This is a genomic window from Paraburkholderia azotifigens, assembly GCF_007995085.1.
Lineage (GTDB): Bacteria > Pseudomonadota > Gammaproteobacteria > Burkholderiales > Burkholderiaceae > Paraburkholderia > Paraburkholderia azotifigens.
This window is the reverse complement of record NZ_VOQS01000003.1, coordinates 274946-289090: the sequence shown is the minus strand read 5'-3', so window position 1 is coordinate 289090 and position 14145 is coordinate 274946. Positions and strand designations below refer to the sequence as shown.

10 protein-coding genes and 1 pseudogene are annotated in these 14145 nt (G+C 55.8%); 6 read left to right on the top strand and 5 right to left on the bottom strand.

The window, feature by feature from the left end:
• The first annotated feature begins 53 nt into the window (after positions 1-53).
• A complete protein-coding gene (gene fdhA / locus FRZ40_RS18455; protein ID WP_028369243.1) occupies positions 54-1253 on the top strand; it encodes a formaldehyde dehydrogenase, glutathione-independent in 1200 nt (399 codons plus the stop codon).
• A 1025-nt stretch (positions 1254-2278) separates the two neighbouring features.
• Here the strand turns inward: fdhA and FRZ40_RS18445 are convergent.
• From FRZ40_RS18445 to FRZ40_RS18430, 4 genes are read right to left on the bottom strand one after another with little or no spacing between them, the layout of a single operon-like run.
• A complete protein-coding gene (locus tag FRZ40_RS18445) occupies positions 2279-4555 on the bottom strand; it encodes a TniQ family protein (RefSeq protein WP_147235082.1) in 2277 nt (758 codons plus the stop codon).
• Positions 4555-5577 (bottom strand): TniB family NTP-binding protein, encoded by a 1023-nt coding sequence (locus FRZ40_RS18440; RefSeq protein ID WP_147235081.1) that lies wholly within the window; start codon positions 5575-5577, stop codon positions 4555-4557. Before FRZ40_RS18440 ends, FRZ40_RS18445 begins: the two co-directional genes overlap by 1 nt.
• A complete protein-coding gene (locus tag FRZ40_RS18435) occupies positions 5567-7585 on the bottom strand; it encodes a Mu transposase C-terminal domain-containing protein (protein ID WP_147235080.1) in 2019 nt (672 codons plus the stop codon). Before FRZ40_RS18435 ends, FRZ40_RS18440 begins: the two co-directional genes overlap by 11 nt.
• Before the next feature lie 4 nt (positions 7586-7589).
• Entirely contained in the window at positions 7590-8252 is a 663-nt protein-coding gene (locus tag FRZ40_RS18430; protein ID WP_147235079.1) for a hypothetical protein, read from the bottom strand.
• Positions 8253-8948: 696 nt separating this feature from the next.
• On the opposite strand from FRZ40_RS18430, the gene FRZ40_RS18425 reads away from it, so the two are divergent.
• The 4 genes from FRZ40_RS18425 to FRZ40_RS18410 all read left to right on the top strand — a co-directional run bounded on the left by FRZ40_RS18425 (position 8949) and on the right by FRZ40_RS18410 (position 11577).
• The gene (locus FRZ40_RS18425) at positions 8949-9380 is read left to right on the top strand and encodes a hypothetical protein (protein ID WP_147235078.1); all 432 of its coding nucleotides are present in this window, start codon (positions 8949-8951) and stop codon (positions 9378-9380) included.
• A gap of 52 nt (positions 9381-9432) precedes the next feature.
• Positions 9433-10059 (top strand): type IV toxin-antitoxin system AbiEi family antitoxin domain-containing protein, encoded by a 627-nt coding sequence (locus tag FRZ40_RS18420; RefSeq protein ID WP_158647022.1) that lies wholly within the window; start codon positions 9433-9435, stop codon positions 10057-10059.
• A 438-nt stretch (positions 10060-10497) separates the two neighbouring features.
• Positions 10498-10776, top strand: coding sequence for an HU family DNA-binding protein (locus tag FRZ40_RS18415; RefSeq protein WP_147235076.1), 279 nt, complete (start codon positions 10498-10500; stop codon positions 10774-10776).
• A 402-nt stretch (positions 10777-11178) separates the two neighbouring features.
• A complete protein-coding gene (locus tag FRZ40_RS18410; protein ID WP_240057225.1) occupies positions 11179-11577 on the top strand; it encodes a hypothetical protein in 399 nt (132 codons plus the stop codon).
• 643 nt (positions 11578-12220) lie between these two features.
• On the opposite strand, the gene FRZ40_RS18405 is transcribed toward FRZ40_RS18410, so the two are convergent.
• Positions 12221-13396 (bottom strand): IS110 family RNA-guided transposase, encoded by a 1176-nt coding sequence (locus tag FRZ40_RS18405; protein WP_420873845.1) that lies wholly within the window; start codon positions 13394-13396, stop codon positions 12221-12223.
• Between the two features lie 201 nt (positions 13397-13597).
• On the opposite strand from FRZ40_RS18405, the pseudogene FRZ40_RS18400 reads away from it, so the two are divergent.
• Positions 13598-14068: pseudogene (locus tag FRZ40_RS18400) on the top strand (tyrosine-type recombinase/integrase); the annotation flags it as partial.
• Between the last annotated feature and the right edge of the window lie 77 nt (positions 14069-14145).

Below are 14145 nucleotides of genomic sequence, written 5' to 3'. Positions count from 1 at the left end.
TAACCTCGACTCAGCGCCTTTTTGCGCATGCAGACCAACATGGAGACGAGACGATGAGCAGCAATCGCGGTGTCGTGTATCTGGGACAGGGTAAGGTCGAAGTGCAGTCGATCGACTATCCGAAGATGGTCGATCCGCGCGGACGCGCCATCGGCCACGGCGTGATCCTGAAAGTGGTGTCGACGAATATCTGCGGGTCGGATCAGCACATGGTGCGCGGCCGCACGACGGCTGAAATCGGCCTTGTTTTAGGGCACGAAATCACGGGCGAAGTGGTCGAAGTCGGCCGCGACGTGGAAACGCTGAAAATCGGCGATCTGGTTTCCGTGCCGTTCAATGTGGCCTGCGGCCGTTGCCAGACCTGCAAGGAGCAGCATACGGGCGTGTGCCTGAACGTGAACCCGTCGCGCGCCGGCGGCGCCTACGGCTACGTCGATATGGGCGGCTGGATCGGCGGCCAGGCGGAATACGTGCTCGTGCCGTACGCGGACTTCAATCTGCTGAAGTTTCCCGACCGCGACCGCGCGATGGAAAAGATCCGCGACCTCACCTGTCTCTCCGACATTCTGCCGACGGGCTATCACGGCGCCGTGATGGCGGGCGTGAAGCCGGGCTCGACGGTGTACATCGCGGGCGCAGGGCCCGTCGGCATGGCGGCCGCCGCGTCGGCGCGCATTCTGGGCGCGGCGTGCACGATCGTCGGCGACATGAACGAAGAGCGGCTCGCGCACGCGCGCGCGGTCGGCTTCGAGACGGTCGATCTGTCGAAGGACGCGACGCTCGGCGAGCAGATCGCGCAGATTCTCGGCAAGCCCGAAGTGGATTGCGCCGTCGATTGCGTGGGCTTTGAGGCGCACGGTCACGGCAGCAGCGGCGCGCACGAGGAAGCGCCCGCCACGGTCCTCAATTCGCTGATGGACATCACGAAGCCCGCGGGCGCAATCGGCATTCCCGGCCTCTATGTGACAGACGATCCGGGCGCCGTCGACGCCGCCGCGAGGAAGGGCAGCCTGTCGATCCGCTTCGGCCTCGGCTGGGCGAAGTCGCACTCGTTCCACACGGGACAGACGCCCGTGATGAAGTACAACCGCAACCTGATGCAGGCGATTCTGTGGGACCGTCTGCCTATCGCGGATATCGTCAACGTGACGGTCATTTCGCTGGACAACGCGCCCGATGGCTATCGCCAGTTCGATGGCGGCGCGCCGCGCAAGTTCGTGCTCGATCCGCATGGTTTGCTGAAGGCTGCGTGATGCAAACCGGCTGGTTTGCAAGACGCGGGTAGCAGGTCGAAGTCTCCTCTGTCCTCAATCTGGACGATGCTGCGTTTCCTTTGACGAGGAGCGCAGCATTTTTTTCGTCCGTGCGGCGAATGTGGCTGCGGCCTCAAAAGTCGTGCCGGATCGAAAAGGTCGCGCCCCGTTCGTGTGCGTGATTGAGGTTCAGAAGCGGGTTTGCTCTGAAACTCCAGTCATCGTCGCTCGCGGCGGTGGGCGGAATGCTCTGCGCGTCGGACGGGATGCCGAACCCATAGGCGGGCAATGCAGGCGACTGGGCGGCCTGGACGCCGTCGAGGGGGCAAGGTAGGGATTGCCCGGCGCGTGCCCGTGGCGAAAGCGCTGCTTGCCTTGCGCGATGTTCTCGTATTCGGGCAGTCCGTAAGCCGCCGCGCTCATTTGCAGCGCGTTTCTGAGGACGTATCGGTGTAGATGCCGCAAAGTCGCGTATGCGGGCGATGCTATGACGCGATACGAATAAAAGAGAATAGAGGGCGAATGTCTTTCGGGTGGGGCGTGACCGTGAACGTGGCCGTTGGCGAACGCCATGCCGCAATTCAGAAGCAACAACGCGCCAGCAATCCAATGAAATGGATTGCGGCGCGCAATACATACGATCCACCTCGTGACGTGCTCGATCACGCTACCGGCCACCCTTGGTTCGTCGGAACCCTTACCGGTTAAGGCATTGATAAGTCAGTTTAGTTCGCTCTGCATGATTTGCTAATGGGCGCATTGTGGGTTGCAGCATAAAGTGAACTGTTAAATCCATTTAAATCAATAGCTTAAGCTACGCAGATACACCATAATGTGGAATGGAAAGTCGTCAAAAGGTGATATTTTCGCCCACGATTGAAGCATAAGGTGAGATATTCGCCGAATACCGCTAGAAGCCCCGTCCAGTCTACATCTCGGCGACAAGCATTGACAGTGTCTCGCTTAACCTTGCATCGCGTGCAAATATCGACTTGCCGGGAAGCGGCATTTTCCGAGATCAACACTCAAGCTCGGCGTCTGAAAATTTCTAACATCTGCAGTGCCTCGACGCTGTTATAAAACAGGTTGCGGTTGACGCCCGCGCTTTCAGCGATTTTCCTCTTGTTGAGGTGCCCGCCATGAGATGGGAGATCCTTCCCATCCCTTTTTAACTGGTCGAGGTAGCTGCGTAGTCGGGCTATTGATGAATCTGCGGAATTTCCCGCGGCAGTACGTCGCTTCCGTTCGCCGCGGGCGAAAGTGAGAAGAATCTTGATCGCTTTGGCATTACTGTAAAAAACATCGCGATCGAATCCACAGGCCTTGGCTATCGCCATTTTGTTTGGTTGTCCATCTCGCCAAGGGAGCGGTTCATTGCTATACGACAAATTCGCAAGGTACCGACGAAGCAGGACGATGGGGTCGGGTCCGATCTCTCGAGGTGCCTTCGAGGATTGGTAACTGTTCTCAAGATTCAGGGCGTCATGCAGAGATTGAATATCACGGCGGCTTATGAAAGGTACTTCGCCGTTGGCTCGATGAGGGACGTGAAAAACGCGAACGTGCGCATGCCTGCAAATTCGCTTGAGACGCAGGGAGCTTGTATCCCAATCAGATGCACAATTTGAAAGCTGCACGTAGCGATGGGCGAACGACTCCACGCTGGTCGCATCAATGCCGAAGCGCTTTGTCACTTCTGTTTTCTTGAGAAAGTTGCGCGCTAGCAGTCCGGGGATCAGCGATACATTGCATCCGATTGCCTGCGCCGCCTGTGCGTGCGTGAGAGTTCCGCGGGCAATGACCGCACGACTTGCAGCTGCGAGCGCCGCGACACGCCGCTTCTCAAAATAAATGTCGGCAATGGTCTCACCCGTCCTCCCGACGGACAAAAATCGGCCATCTAAATACGCAATCACTAGTTGCGTCTTATGCTCAACGCTGTGGAGGCGCGAAGTCGACAACATTTGTTTGAGACTAACCACCAATTCCGGCAATGCCGCATGTTCGATTTTCGGGCTAGGAGCGAGAAGTTGTTTGCGGAACGCTTCCAGATCGGCCTGGTGGTAACCGGTACGAAACTCGAGATGATGGAAAACCTTAAAGTGACCGTGATTTCTTAATCTGGTGAGGACACTTAGCGGCATGCCTAGCCATGCGGCTGCCTCTCGCTTCCCCAAAATATCCGTCTTTTCCGGGCGAGGTGGAAGGCTAATCGCTTCGAGGTCAACGATGAACCGACGGCTCGCACCGTTCCTCATACTGGTGACATCGACTAATCCTTTTCGAGACCAAGCTTCAAGTGAACGTACGTCATGACCGATGCGTTTTGAAAGATCGCGGAGTGAGACGAAGCGACGCTTGTGGACGCGGCCGGGTATAGTCCTCGGGTCCACGATGGAGCCGTTCGCGTGCATCATGCCGAATTCGAGGAACTGGGTGTGCAACCAGCCATATTCACGACGCGTTTGCGGTACCCCGAAGAACGACTCTGAAAATTTCTCAAAGCGTTTATGGAAAGTCGGTGCGTCCCTGCTCTGACCATGCCGACGCAAAAAGCGATGGAAACCATGGGGCCAATCTTCGAGGGCCTCAGCGACTCCATCGACAGCTTCGAGTGAAATGGAATCAGCGGCGGGCCGGTTGAACTGCGAGAATTTTGGGAGATGCACGAGCAGGGAGCGAAGTGGCATCCCCAGTAAGTTTTGTACCGGGAGGCCCTGAACCGGTGTGCCGGATGGAACATGGGTGCGTTCGAGATTTGCTTTCAGCACGGCCATCAAGGCGATGACGCGGTCGCTGACATCGCGACGACATTGCCCCAATAGCGTTGCCCCACATTTGCAGACAAGCAGACCGGGACGAAAATGCGACAGTTGCTGTTCGCAAACTTCGCACCGAAAAAGCAGTTCCCTGCCATGGACAGGGCAGGCGACAACGAGGCTCAAATCGAAAAATGCCTCAATGAATCCGCGGTCAGACACACATTCTGGACATAGTGCTGGGCGTCGCAACCTCAGAGGCCTGAAAGTGAAACTGCCGCCTAGGTGATGGCCTAGTATGACGAAACCTCTTTCGGCGCCAACGGACGCCACGTACGATATATCGTGCAAGGCTTCCGGAGGTCGACCCAAGATCGATGCAAGTTTCGCCACAGGGAAGCTGGGTGTGCTCATCTCTGCCTGTAGCAGCCCAGCATACCTGAGGATGTGCCACGGCGTTTCATATCCATTGGTTTCTGACACGCGCAGCACATAACCAAGCAAGCTTTCTGTGAGTGCGTGCGGGGGAGTACGTACGAGCATTACCTGGCGCTCAGCACATCGCGTACAGACGGGCCTTTCGAGCGCCCTTTATGCTCGCGGTGCACAAGTGGTGATTCTACGGACGTGCCGATCTTACGGATTAGGGAGAGCAATTCTTCACTCGGACGGGGATGGAACTCTTTCGAAAACGGGTTCGGAATACGTCCGGGAGAGAATTTCGCCCATACTGCCTCTTCATGGGCGGTGGCGAGGTCGAGAAGTGTAACTCTTCTCTTTTGTTGATCTATTGCATTCCAAACGACCTTCCGCAAGAACTTCGTCAGGTAGCCCATGAGTCCGCCTGAGCCGCAGTAGGAACGGAATGCCATCTCGTCACCATCCAGTGGAGGGAGGTCGAAATATCTGCTCAGCGATTCTTGGAAAGACCCCAAAATTGCAACGAACTCCACGCGTTGATCGTCAATCTCCCAATTAAAACGCGGCATGATTACGGGTGCGTAAAACCTTCCCTGGAGTTGTTCATTTTGTGCTAGTACGGACTGACAGATGGGGAGACCAGCAACGACAAGAACACATCGAAGCTTATCAACCAAAACCTTTAGCCAATCCGCGACATGATGGATTACCTTATGGGAGCCCTTATCGACGAAATGATGAAATTCGTCGATCATCACCATCTGCGTGTCGCATTCCTTCATCAACTTGATCAGTCTATTCGTTTTCTGATTCTCTGAACCGCTAGTTGCTAACTCGTCGTGCATGCCATCTTTCAGCATTACCTCTACCAAACTTTTTACGGTTGGTTTTGAAGGTGTGGCTACACGAAGGATGGGAATGGAAAGTCCGTCGTCGTTGCGCGTAATTGGATGTCTGTCAAAAAACTCCTCCAGTGTCCGACTCTTGCCTGTCCTCGACTCGCCGACGAGAGCGAAGCAGACAGGCTCCCTTGCGCCGTGTGCGTAAGTAAAGCACTGGTCCAGCCGGGACGTTGCTGCAAGATACGCCTGGTGGGGTACCAACGTGTCATCAACGAGAGTTGCGGGGACTGTCCTAGTTTTCATTATTTTCTCCGGGCAGTTCAGGATCGGCCGGATGGCGCTCGCGATACTGGGGAACTATTCGGCGCGGGCGCTCGACGGTGGGTGGGGAAACGTTCATCCCAGATGCCGGCAGTTCACCGATTGCATCCGAGACGTCATTTGATGTCAAAGGCGGAGCGTGATCTTCCGGCAATTGTTTGTCTTCTGTTGGTGTCACTGCATCGAAGTTTTTAAATCGTGCTAACTTCGCGCGGGTACGTCGAGCTTTGTACATGAACTCGTTCTCGACTAACTGCCTGATGCGTGCTTTAGCCTCGAGCCACGCCTCCGCGTTGTAAGTTTCTAAAGACCGATTCGCAAAGCGCTTGCAGACTCGATGCTGCCAGAGAGACAACCCCGTTGCATAGTCGGCTTTCAGGCAAGGCACTTTGTACGTTTCGCTTTTGTCAGGCGCGAGTACGACGATATGACCAAGGTCTGAATTGTCGACGCGAATCTCGACCCTTAGCTGGTCACCTAGATTTTCACGAAGGATGGTGAGATCAGGTGAGTTGTAGTACAGCTCATGAAGTTCTATGCCCTTGTGAGTGAGGGTTCGTTCCTCGCATTGCCCGAGGATAAAGTCGAGACTGAGTGGATCTTCCGGGACTGGGATATCCTCCGGATGAATACTATTTGCCCACATCAACTCCGGTGGTACTCCCAAAGTACGGTGGGTTCTCTGGTGATATACGTCGGCTATCCATGTATACGCGATTTCTTTGAGGGTGCTGAATCTGACGACGGCAAATTTTGCGGGGTCGTAGTCTTCTTTGTCAAAAATATTACTGAACGTGGTTCCAGGATTTCCATGTGCAATTTCTGCATTAGCACTTCGTAGAAATCGCTCGATTTTCCCTTTAAACCACGCCTTCTTGCGAGGAGCATACTCAATTGATGTGCCTTGCGAGAGGCAAGCGTTCTCGAAGCTTGCGCTATGAAACTCTCGTGCGTTGTCGACGATCAGTTCTATCGGAACACCGTGTGCCAGCCATTGGCTACGAATTCCCGGATAGGTCTGAAGAAATTCCGTTTTGGGCATAAAGGCTTGTTTTAGGCAACGTGCTGCGGTAAAGTGGCTTGGTGGTTCGAAGCTGATATAGAAGCCCAAAACACACCTTGTGTAATCGTCGATGCACGCTGTCGCGTATGGGCGTCCGAGTGGCATGAGTGTGTCATCGTCGATGACGAATAGATCAAGAGGTGTGTGATCAATTTCTGCGCGCTCTAGCGGCGCTTGTGTCGTGCGGTGACCCAAGACAGCTCGAAATTTCTTTTCTGCGGCAGTGCGGCCGTGACGGGCAGCATAACGATCAAACGCAGGGATTGCGTCGATCGCCGCCTTTACCACCCAGTATGTGGGCAGCGGAAGCTGATCCGATCGTGGTCGCAATTTATTCTCTTGAATCACGCGGTATTTCGCGTCATCGAGTGTGTCTTGAACGGTATTTCTTTCTAATGTCAAGAACGTATGCTCGATTGCACCACTTACGAAAGCCATCACCTCGTCTGGATATCGATTCGTTTTGTTACCCTTGAGCGCGTCAGCGGGAAGCAGCGATCGGATATCCCGTCCTGCGTTGAGGAATCTCCGCTTCCACCGGTACACGGTGGTTTCCCCGGGAATATTGCGCGGCTGTTGTATGCGAGACCACACATTCTTTATGGCGATTATTACCGCCGGACTCCAAGTAGGAATTTCGATGATGGCAATGACATAAAGTCGCCGGATCTTGGCGAGTTCCCAATCAGCGTCTTTGGCATGTGCCTCCGGCAGATGTGGTCGGGAGAAAGGCGCGGGTAGACGCCCGGAGAATACAAGTCGGTTCTGAAGGTACAGAGAATACAGTTGGTTCAGGGAATATTCCGTAATTCGCTTTGAGCGGTCGTCCTCGACTTGCCACTTCCCGTCGGATAACTTTCTTAGTAAAGTCGCGGCGCTCCCGTCGATTCGTACTTGTGCGCCTGCATGGAAGGTACGAGTGGCCATAAGATCACCGTCGGGATAAATTGTCTTTCAGCATAAAAGCGGTGTGTGGTCCTAGCGGGGCGTCATAATCGAACTGAAGAATGCCTTCAAGTGCTAGCCGGGAGATGGCTGCGCGGCCTCGGCGTCCCAGTATCCCTGAATCAGTTGCGCCCCACAGAATGAAGCCTGTTTTTGCGAGGAGGCAACGCATGTGTTCACGTTCGGCTAATGCAATTGGTCGTCTTCCGTACCTGAGCAAAGACAACGCAACTGAAAGGCGAGGTTGCCGTGCGAGCATTTCACCGGTTACGACGCGATACGAATAGCCATACTTCGGCAATTGAGTTTGCAACAAATCCGTAAGCGCGAGCGCATCGGGCACATCTGCCTGCTCGGCGGTGCATATGTACCAAAGCTCGCGCCACGAACCGAGATCGACTAACACCTGCGGCCAGTGTTCGATGATTGTCCCGTTCCACCTCACGGCGATACGTAACGGATGTTCACTAAAACTGAGCACGGCTGGATGTACATCCAGCAGTCGATACGCATTCAGTTCGTGCCGTGTAGACCAGTGCATCATCCTTTCCATCTTCCACGATGGATATTTGCCCGTTGGTCTGGCGTTGGACCGACTAATGATTGTTTTTATGCGAATGTCGCCATCCTTCGGGTAAGTGATGGACATAATTCGGTTCGATGAGACGTACCCCGGTGCGTACATGCGAGTCCTTAGCAGTGGTCTAAAAAGATATCCGGCAGCACAATGGTTCTCTGTAATCACACGCGATCCCGCCAAACAGGCCGTTGTCAAGTCATCATCTTGTAGATGCGCTATAGATGCATCATTGCGATGCTTTAGATCTTGCGACAAGTCGAAATTCTTGCGGCTGATGATGTGAGCAGAGGATTTTTGGTGTAAATCTACTATTCGATTTGTATTTTGACAAGAAATACTATTTGTTTAACTTTTAATACAAGCAATGTATTGAATGATGTTGTATCTGTTTATCACCGGGTGAAGAAAACCTGAAAGGAGTGGGTATAGTCTGCGCCTCTGGTCACGCATATTCGATACCAGCCCTTCGCAACTCGCGCACGGGACTAACGCGTGGTTAAGCCTACACCCTGGACCACCACGAACCCCGCGCGACACCCAATTTTTTCGCATGATTGCAATGAACAGGATGTGCAGAGGCAGCCAGATAGAGAGGAAACTCGCGGGCGTCGAGTCGATTACCGGATGTCAGTGCAGCAACTCTCATCTGATAGCGGTTTATCATGGGCTACAACTATGGTACATTTAACAACACGGCATTTACGACCCAAAAGGGTTTGATCTTCCGTCTCTCAAATCCCGTTTGGACGTTGTTGCTGCTCGAATATGTTCTTCACCAAACCTTCCTGGCAATCTTCGATGAAAATCGCCGGTGATGCATTCACTCGCTGGGAAATGACAGGAGTGACGCACAATTCGACGGTATTCATGGTGCGCTCTTCCCAAGCACTTCGTGACGACGGAGACGGCTACTCATATCTGATTTTTGGCCCTCAGGTTCTGAAGGCCGTCCTGGACGGTGCGGACGGTCATTCTATCCAGGTGTATGCGCTTGAGTGGGATCGACTGGTTGCCGTCGATGAGTTTTGGTCTTATGCGGAAGGCGAAACTTCAATGACGTATTTTGCCTACAGGGACAAAGGGGGGCGTGCCACGGCATGCGAGCTCCTTCAGCCTGATCCTGACCAAGCGACAAATCACACCGTCGTCTGGCAGTCGGCCGAACTGGCTATCCGGTCTTTGGTCGAAGCGCCCTGAAGCGGAGTACGGCACCATGCCCTTGGACCTCGCGTGTGACGTACAGACCCTCATGGACCTGGTCACTCGGGGGCAGCCGTTCGATCGTCCGTACCTCGCGAGTATCGGGATTCCCCCGGCGAAAGTTCCGGTGCTGATTGGCAGCGGCTGGCTCAATCAACTCTCCGATAATGCCTACCTTTTGAGAGGAGATAAACCGTCGATCGAAGGGACGGTAGCCTACCTTTCGAGGCATGTGCCGCATCTTCACATCGCTGGACGCAGTGCACTTGATCGTTGGGGTGTGCGCCACTACGTGTATGTTCGCGAGCGCTTGCAGCTCCGTGGTTCCAAGAGTTTCATATTTCCGGAGTGGACCAAGTCGGTGTTGTCTCCCCGGTATGATCATCGTCCGCTTTTCGACAGCGCACTTGATGCACGCTATGCGGTGTCTGCGCTTCCGTTAAAGCATCCTGATGTCATGGTCTCGCATCGCGAGCGTGCGATCATCGAGTTCCTCGCAGACGTGGGTGGCGAAGGTCTGGAACACGCTGGAAATCTTGTGAGCGAACTACGGGCAATCCGGCCTGCGGTGCTTCAAACTCTTGCCGATCACTGCTTGCGGCGCGATGTTATCAGGACACTGAAGACACTGGCTGAAAGCGAAGGGCATCGATGGGCGAGTACGCTGCGATGCTAGACTTTTCACGGTGAAAACACCGACGAGCATCAACACAACCCTTGAGACGGTTGAGCGGGGCACGGCCGAAGCATCCGAACTGTCTAATAATTCGTTGCTGTCAGATCGATTGTAGAAACAGTTAACTGCGCCGATGGGTGTGACGCCGTTGCGTCGAAGCTGGCGCCGTCTAGGTGTCCATTCCATCTGGGTCGTTTGCGGTCTGTCGGCAGCAATCCGAGGCGGATTTCAGTGATAAGCATTCGTCGCGGCTTGAGTGTAGCCTCGCGGTCGGTCGCGTTACGGCTCTCGTTGTGCGGTCGTGCCATCGGCGGGGGACGGGCTGGCCGTTCAGCTCAGCCTGGGGTGCGATCGAGCGCGACTGCTCCGCGAGTTGCGCGAAGACGTCCTTATCGGGTAGGGTGGTGACGACTAACCACCTTAAGAAAGGACTAAACGATGACGAAGCAGGAACTGATCGACGCGATTGCGGCGAAGACAGGCGAAAGCAAGGCTGCAACGGGTGAAGCGATCGAGGCGTTCGTGGCGACGATTACCGCCGAAGTGACGAAGGGTGGCACGGTGCAACTGATCGGCTTCGGCTCGTTTTCGATCGGGGCCCGCGCCGCACGCGTTGGTCGCAATCCGGCCACCGGCGAAGAAATCCAAATCGCTGCGGCAAAGACGGTGAAGTTCACCGCTGGCAAGGCGTTCAAGGACGCAGTGAACGGCCAGTAACCGCCGGCGCGTTTGGTCATTGATTTGTGGTAGCGTTGCCACGCTTACAGCCGTTTCCCATGGTTGTGAGATGGTTGGATCTCTGTCCCGCGGAAGCTCGAGGCCGTTTCATTGACATCGTGACGCTGCACGCAGCTGATGGGCGACAATCCGTACAGGGAGTGCGGCTCGCAGCGCCCGAAAGTATTAGCTATAGGTGGCGCATGCCAGCCGGCGGTGAGGCATCGCTGTGAGCTGGGAATGTGCCGTGTGCCGAACCGGCCGCAGGTCTGCTACTGCTCCGTGCTACAGACCTTGGCTACAATCAGGCCACCGATCAGACGTGGCCATTGACTACATCACATGAGTTCAAAGCGAGGTCCGGGCAGCGTGAGCTGGCCGAGAGGCCCCCTCTCGAAAACGATGCTGTTACCCATGGACGTGACGGCCGCGCGGGAACAGTCGCTGTCCTATCATCTCGCGCTCGCGACATGCCGGATTGGTTACGGGAACAACTATCTGTTCAATGAACTGATACGAACCGTGTACGTCGCGTGGTTTCTCCAGCAGGCTGGATACGGCGACGAGCCAGTGGCACTGTACAAGTTTGCCGAATATGCGGTCGAAGCCGCGCTCACGCTTGCGTATGAATCCGGAGAATGGCTGCTCGCAAACGAGGCGCTACCGGCTTTTGAAAAGCTGTTGGCGCTACACGACTCGCAACTCAACGTTGCGCCGCTGCACAAAGTCGTCGACGCCGAGCGGCAACTCGCGCGGTATCTTTGCGGGACCGCCAGTTCGCCGATTCCAGAAGGGGATTGAGCCGAGCCGATAACCACCGGTAAGCGTAATCGTTAAAATTGTTTCTTGGTAGGATTCCTATCGGAAAGGTCTTGAATCTGTACAACCGATCCGGTCCGATAAGAAAACTTATCCTAATAGCACGATTCTGTTGCGGCTTTTCCCGGATCTGGGACTTTGCAGTGGAATCTGATGATCCGTTGCGGGCGTGGCCGCATTGCGATTGCATCTGGCAAAATCAGGGGTCCCGGCGCCGGCAGGGCTATATCGATAGCCACCGTTCATGGCGTCCGTGAGATCCCACAAGACCTGACTGCGGGAGAACGTGCTTCGCGATGGCTGATGTATTCGAACTGGTGGTAAGCGCGCTCTTCTTCCGTTTTCGGCCAAGGGACTGATATGACTTTCCGTGTCAATCGGGATCGGTTTTCGTTTGGAAGACACATGAATTTCCTGAGGGCGACGTAGCAGTAAGTCTCGACGGTGGATCGCACTGATATTCGCGGGTTGGGTACCGCATTACAGAGGTCCGCCCCTTGAGCCTGCCGCTATCTAAAGTCGCAAATCGAATGATGTCCGTTGCATAGTCCAGCCGCGGGTTGCTCGGGTGCCGGGCTACGCCGCCTTCAGGAAACTCGTCAAATCTGTGTAGCCAAGCTCAGCGCTACGCCGGCTGCTCGTTTCGCGTTACGGCGAGCGACATTGCGAGCTTGCTGATGTCCCAGATGAACCCCGCAAGTTCGCGTGCGACGGCGACGACAGCGATGTTCACATTCTTGCCGCGTGCTGCCAGCTTGCGGTATCGGCGGCAGAGTCGGACCTGTGCGTCCCAGGCACGGTCGAGGATGCGTTTGGGGATGCCTTCATGTCGGCGCTGAATTTCCGGGCTCACGCGTGCCGGGTATCTGTAGCTCCAGGCGGCCTCGACGAGCAGCTTTCTTGCATAGCTATTGCCGTTCTTCGTGATGCTGCCCTGACGCCGCCGCTCACCCGAAGAATGTTCTGAGGGCGTCACGCCCAGCCAGGCCATCAGTTGACGCGGGTGCTCGAAGCGGGAGAGATCTCCCAATTCGGAGAGCATGCCCACGGCGGTGATGAACTGTATGCCGCGCATGGTCTGCAGACCGAGAATGGCCGGATAAAATCGCCAGCCGACGACAGCTTCGTGCAGGGTCGCCTCGAGGCGCTCACATTGCGCAAACCTGTCTTCGATCGTGCGACGGCACTCGTCGAAGGCCAGTTGCTGCCAGTGGTTTGGGAATGCAAATACGCTTATCCATCGCCGGTGCGCGGGACCCCAGTTGGCGTTACCTGAGTAGCGGACTCCATGCGATAGCAGGAAGGACTTCAATCGCTGGCGGGCCTGTCTGAGATCTGCTTTCGCTGCCGCCCATGTGCGCGCCAGGTCCCGGAACGCCTCATCTTCAACATCCGGCACGTGTACCGCTGACAGGTCGCCAGCGCGCAGTGCGCGTACGAGCTTGACCGCATCGCGCCGGTCCGTCTTGACGCGCTCGCCCGGTTTCTTCGGGATCAGGGACGGCGCGCATACCACGCAGTCGAATCCTCTTTCAACGAGCTCCCTGTAGAGTCCGTAGCCGCAGGGGCCGGCTTCATAGACAACGCGGACATGGCGCGCCTTCGACTGAACACGCTTGCACAAGCGATCGATATCCGCCTTCAGCGTTCCGATCTTGCCCAACAGTTCCACGTCGGCCATATCGATTGCGTACGCCACCGTGATCGACTCCTTGTGAACATCCAGACCGACAAACACCGTGCTATCGTGGTTCACGCTGGCCTCCGCGCTGGAAATCGCCGGGGTGTGCCCTGTGCACATCGTGCGGCTCTGGCAGTGATGCTAACCCGCGTTTGGTTCCTCACGGCGGGCCAGCCACTGGCTCACGGAAAGTCATACTGCCTAAACCGCTCGCGCGGTATGCACTCCGTTTGAACGCGGTGGTTCTTCATAGGAAACCCGCCCGGTTTCCTATGTTGAGCAATGAGGCACTCCGCCTCGTTGCTCAACAGGAGCCCAGCCATGACTACCCCCAGCCAAGGCATCAGTCCGCTACGCCAGCGCATGATGGACGACATGCGCATGCGCCGCCTCGCGCCAGCCACACAAGCCAACTATCTTCGTGTGGTTCGAGAGTTCACCGTCTTTCTCGGTCGCTCGCCTGACACCGCCACCGTCGAGGACTTGCGGCGCTATCAGCTACATCTGGTTGACCGCGGTGTGTCGCCGATTTCCCTCAACGCGGCGATCACCGGATTGAAGTTCTTCTTTGCCACCACGCTCGGTCAAGGGGAGTTGATGGCGAAGATGCGTCCGATTTATCTTCCGCGTACCTTGCCCGTCATACTCAGCCGCGACGAAGTGGGGCGGCTGATCGCGGCGGCCAGTAACCTCAAGCATCAGACAGCGCTCGCAGTAGCCTATGGCACAGGACTACGTGCCAGCGAGGTGGTGGCCCTGAAGGTCGGAGACATCGACAGCCTGCGTATTTCACACCAAGCTGGACAGTGATTTCGCGGCAAGCTGGACAGGCATTTCACGCGAAGGTGGACACGGATTTCACGGCAAGC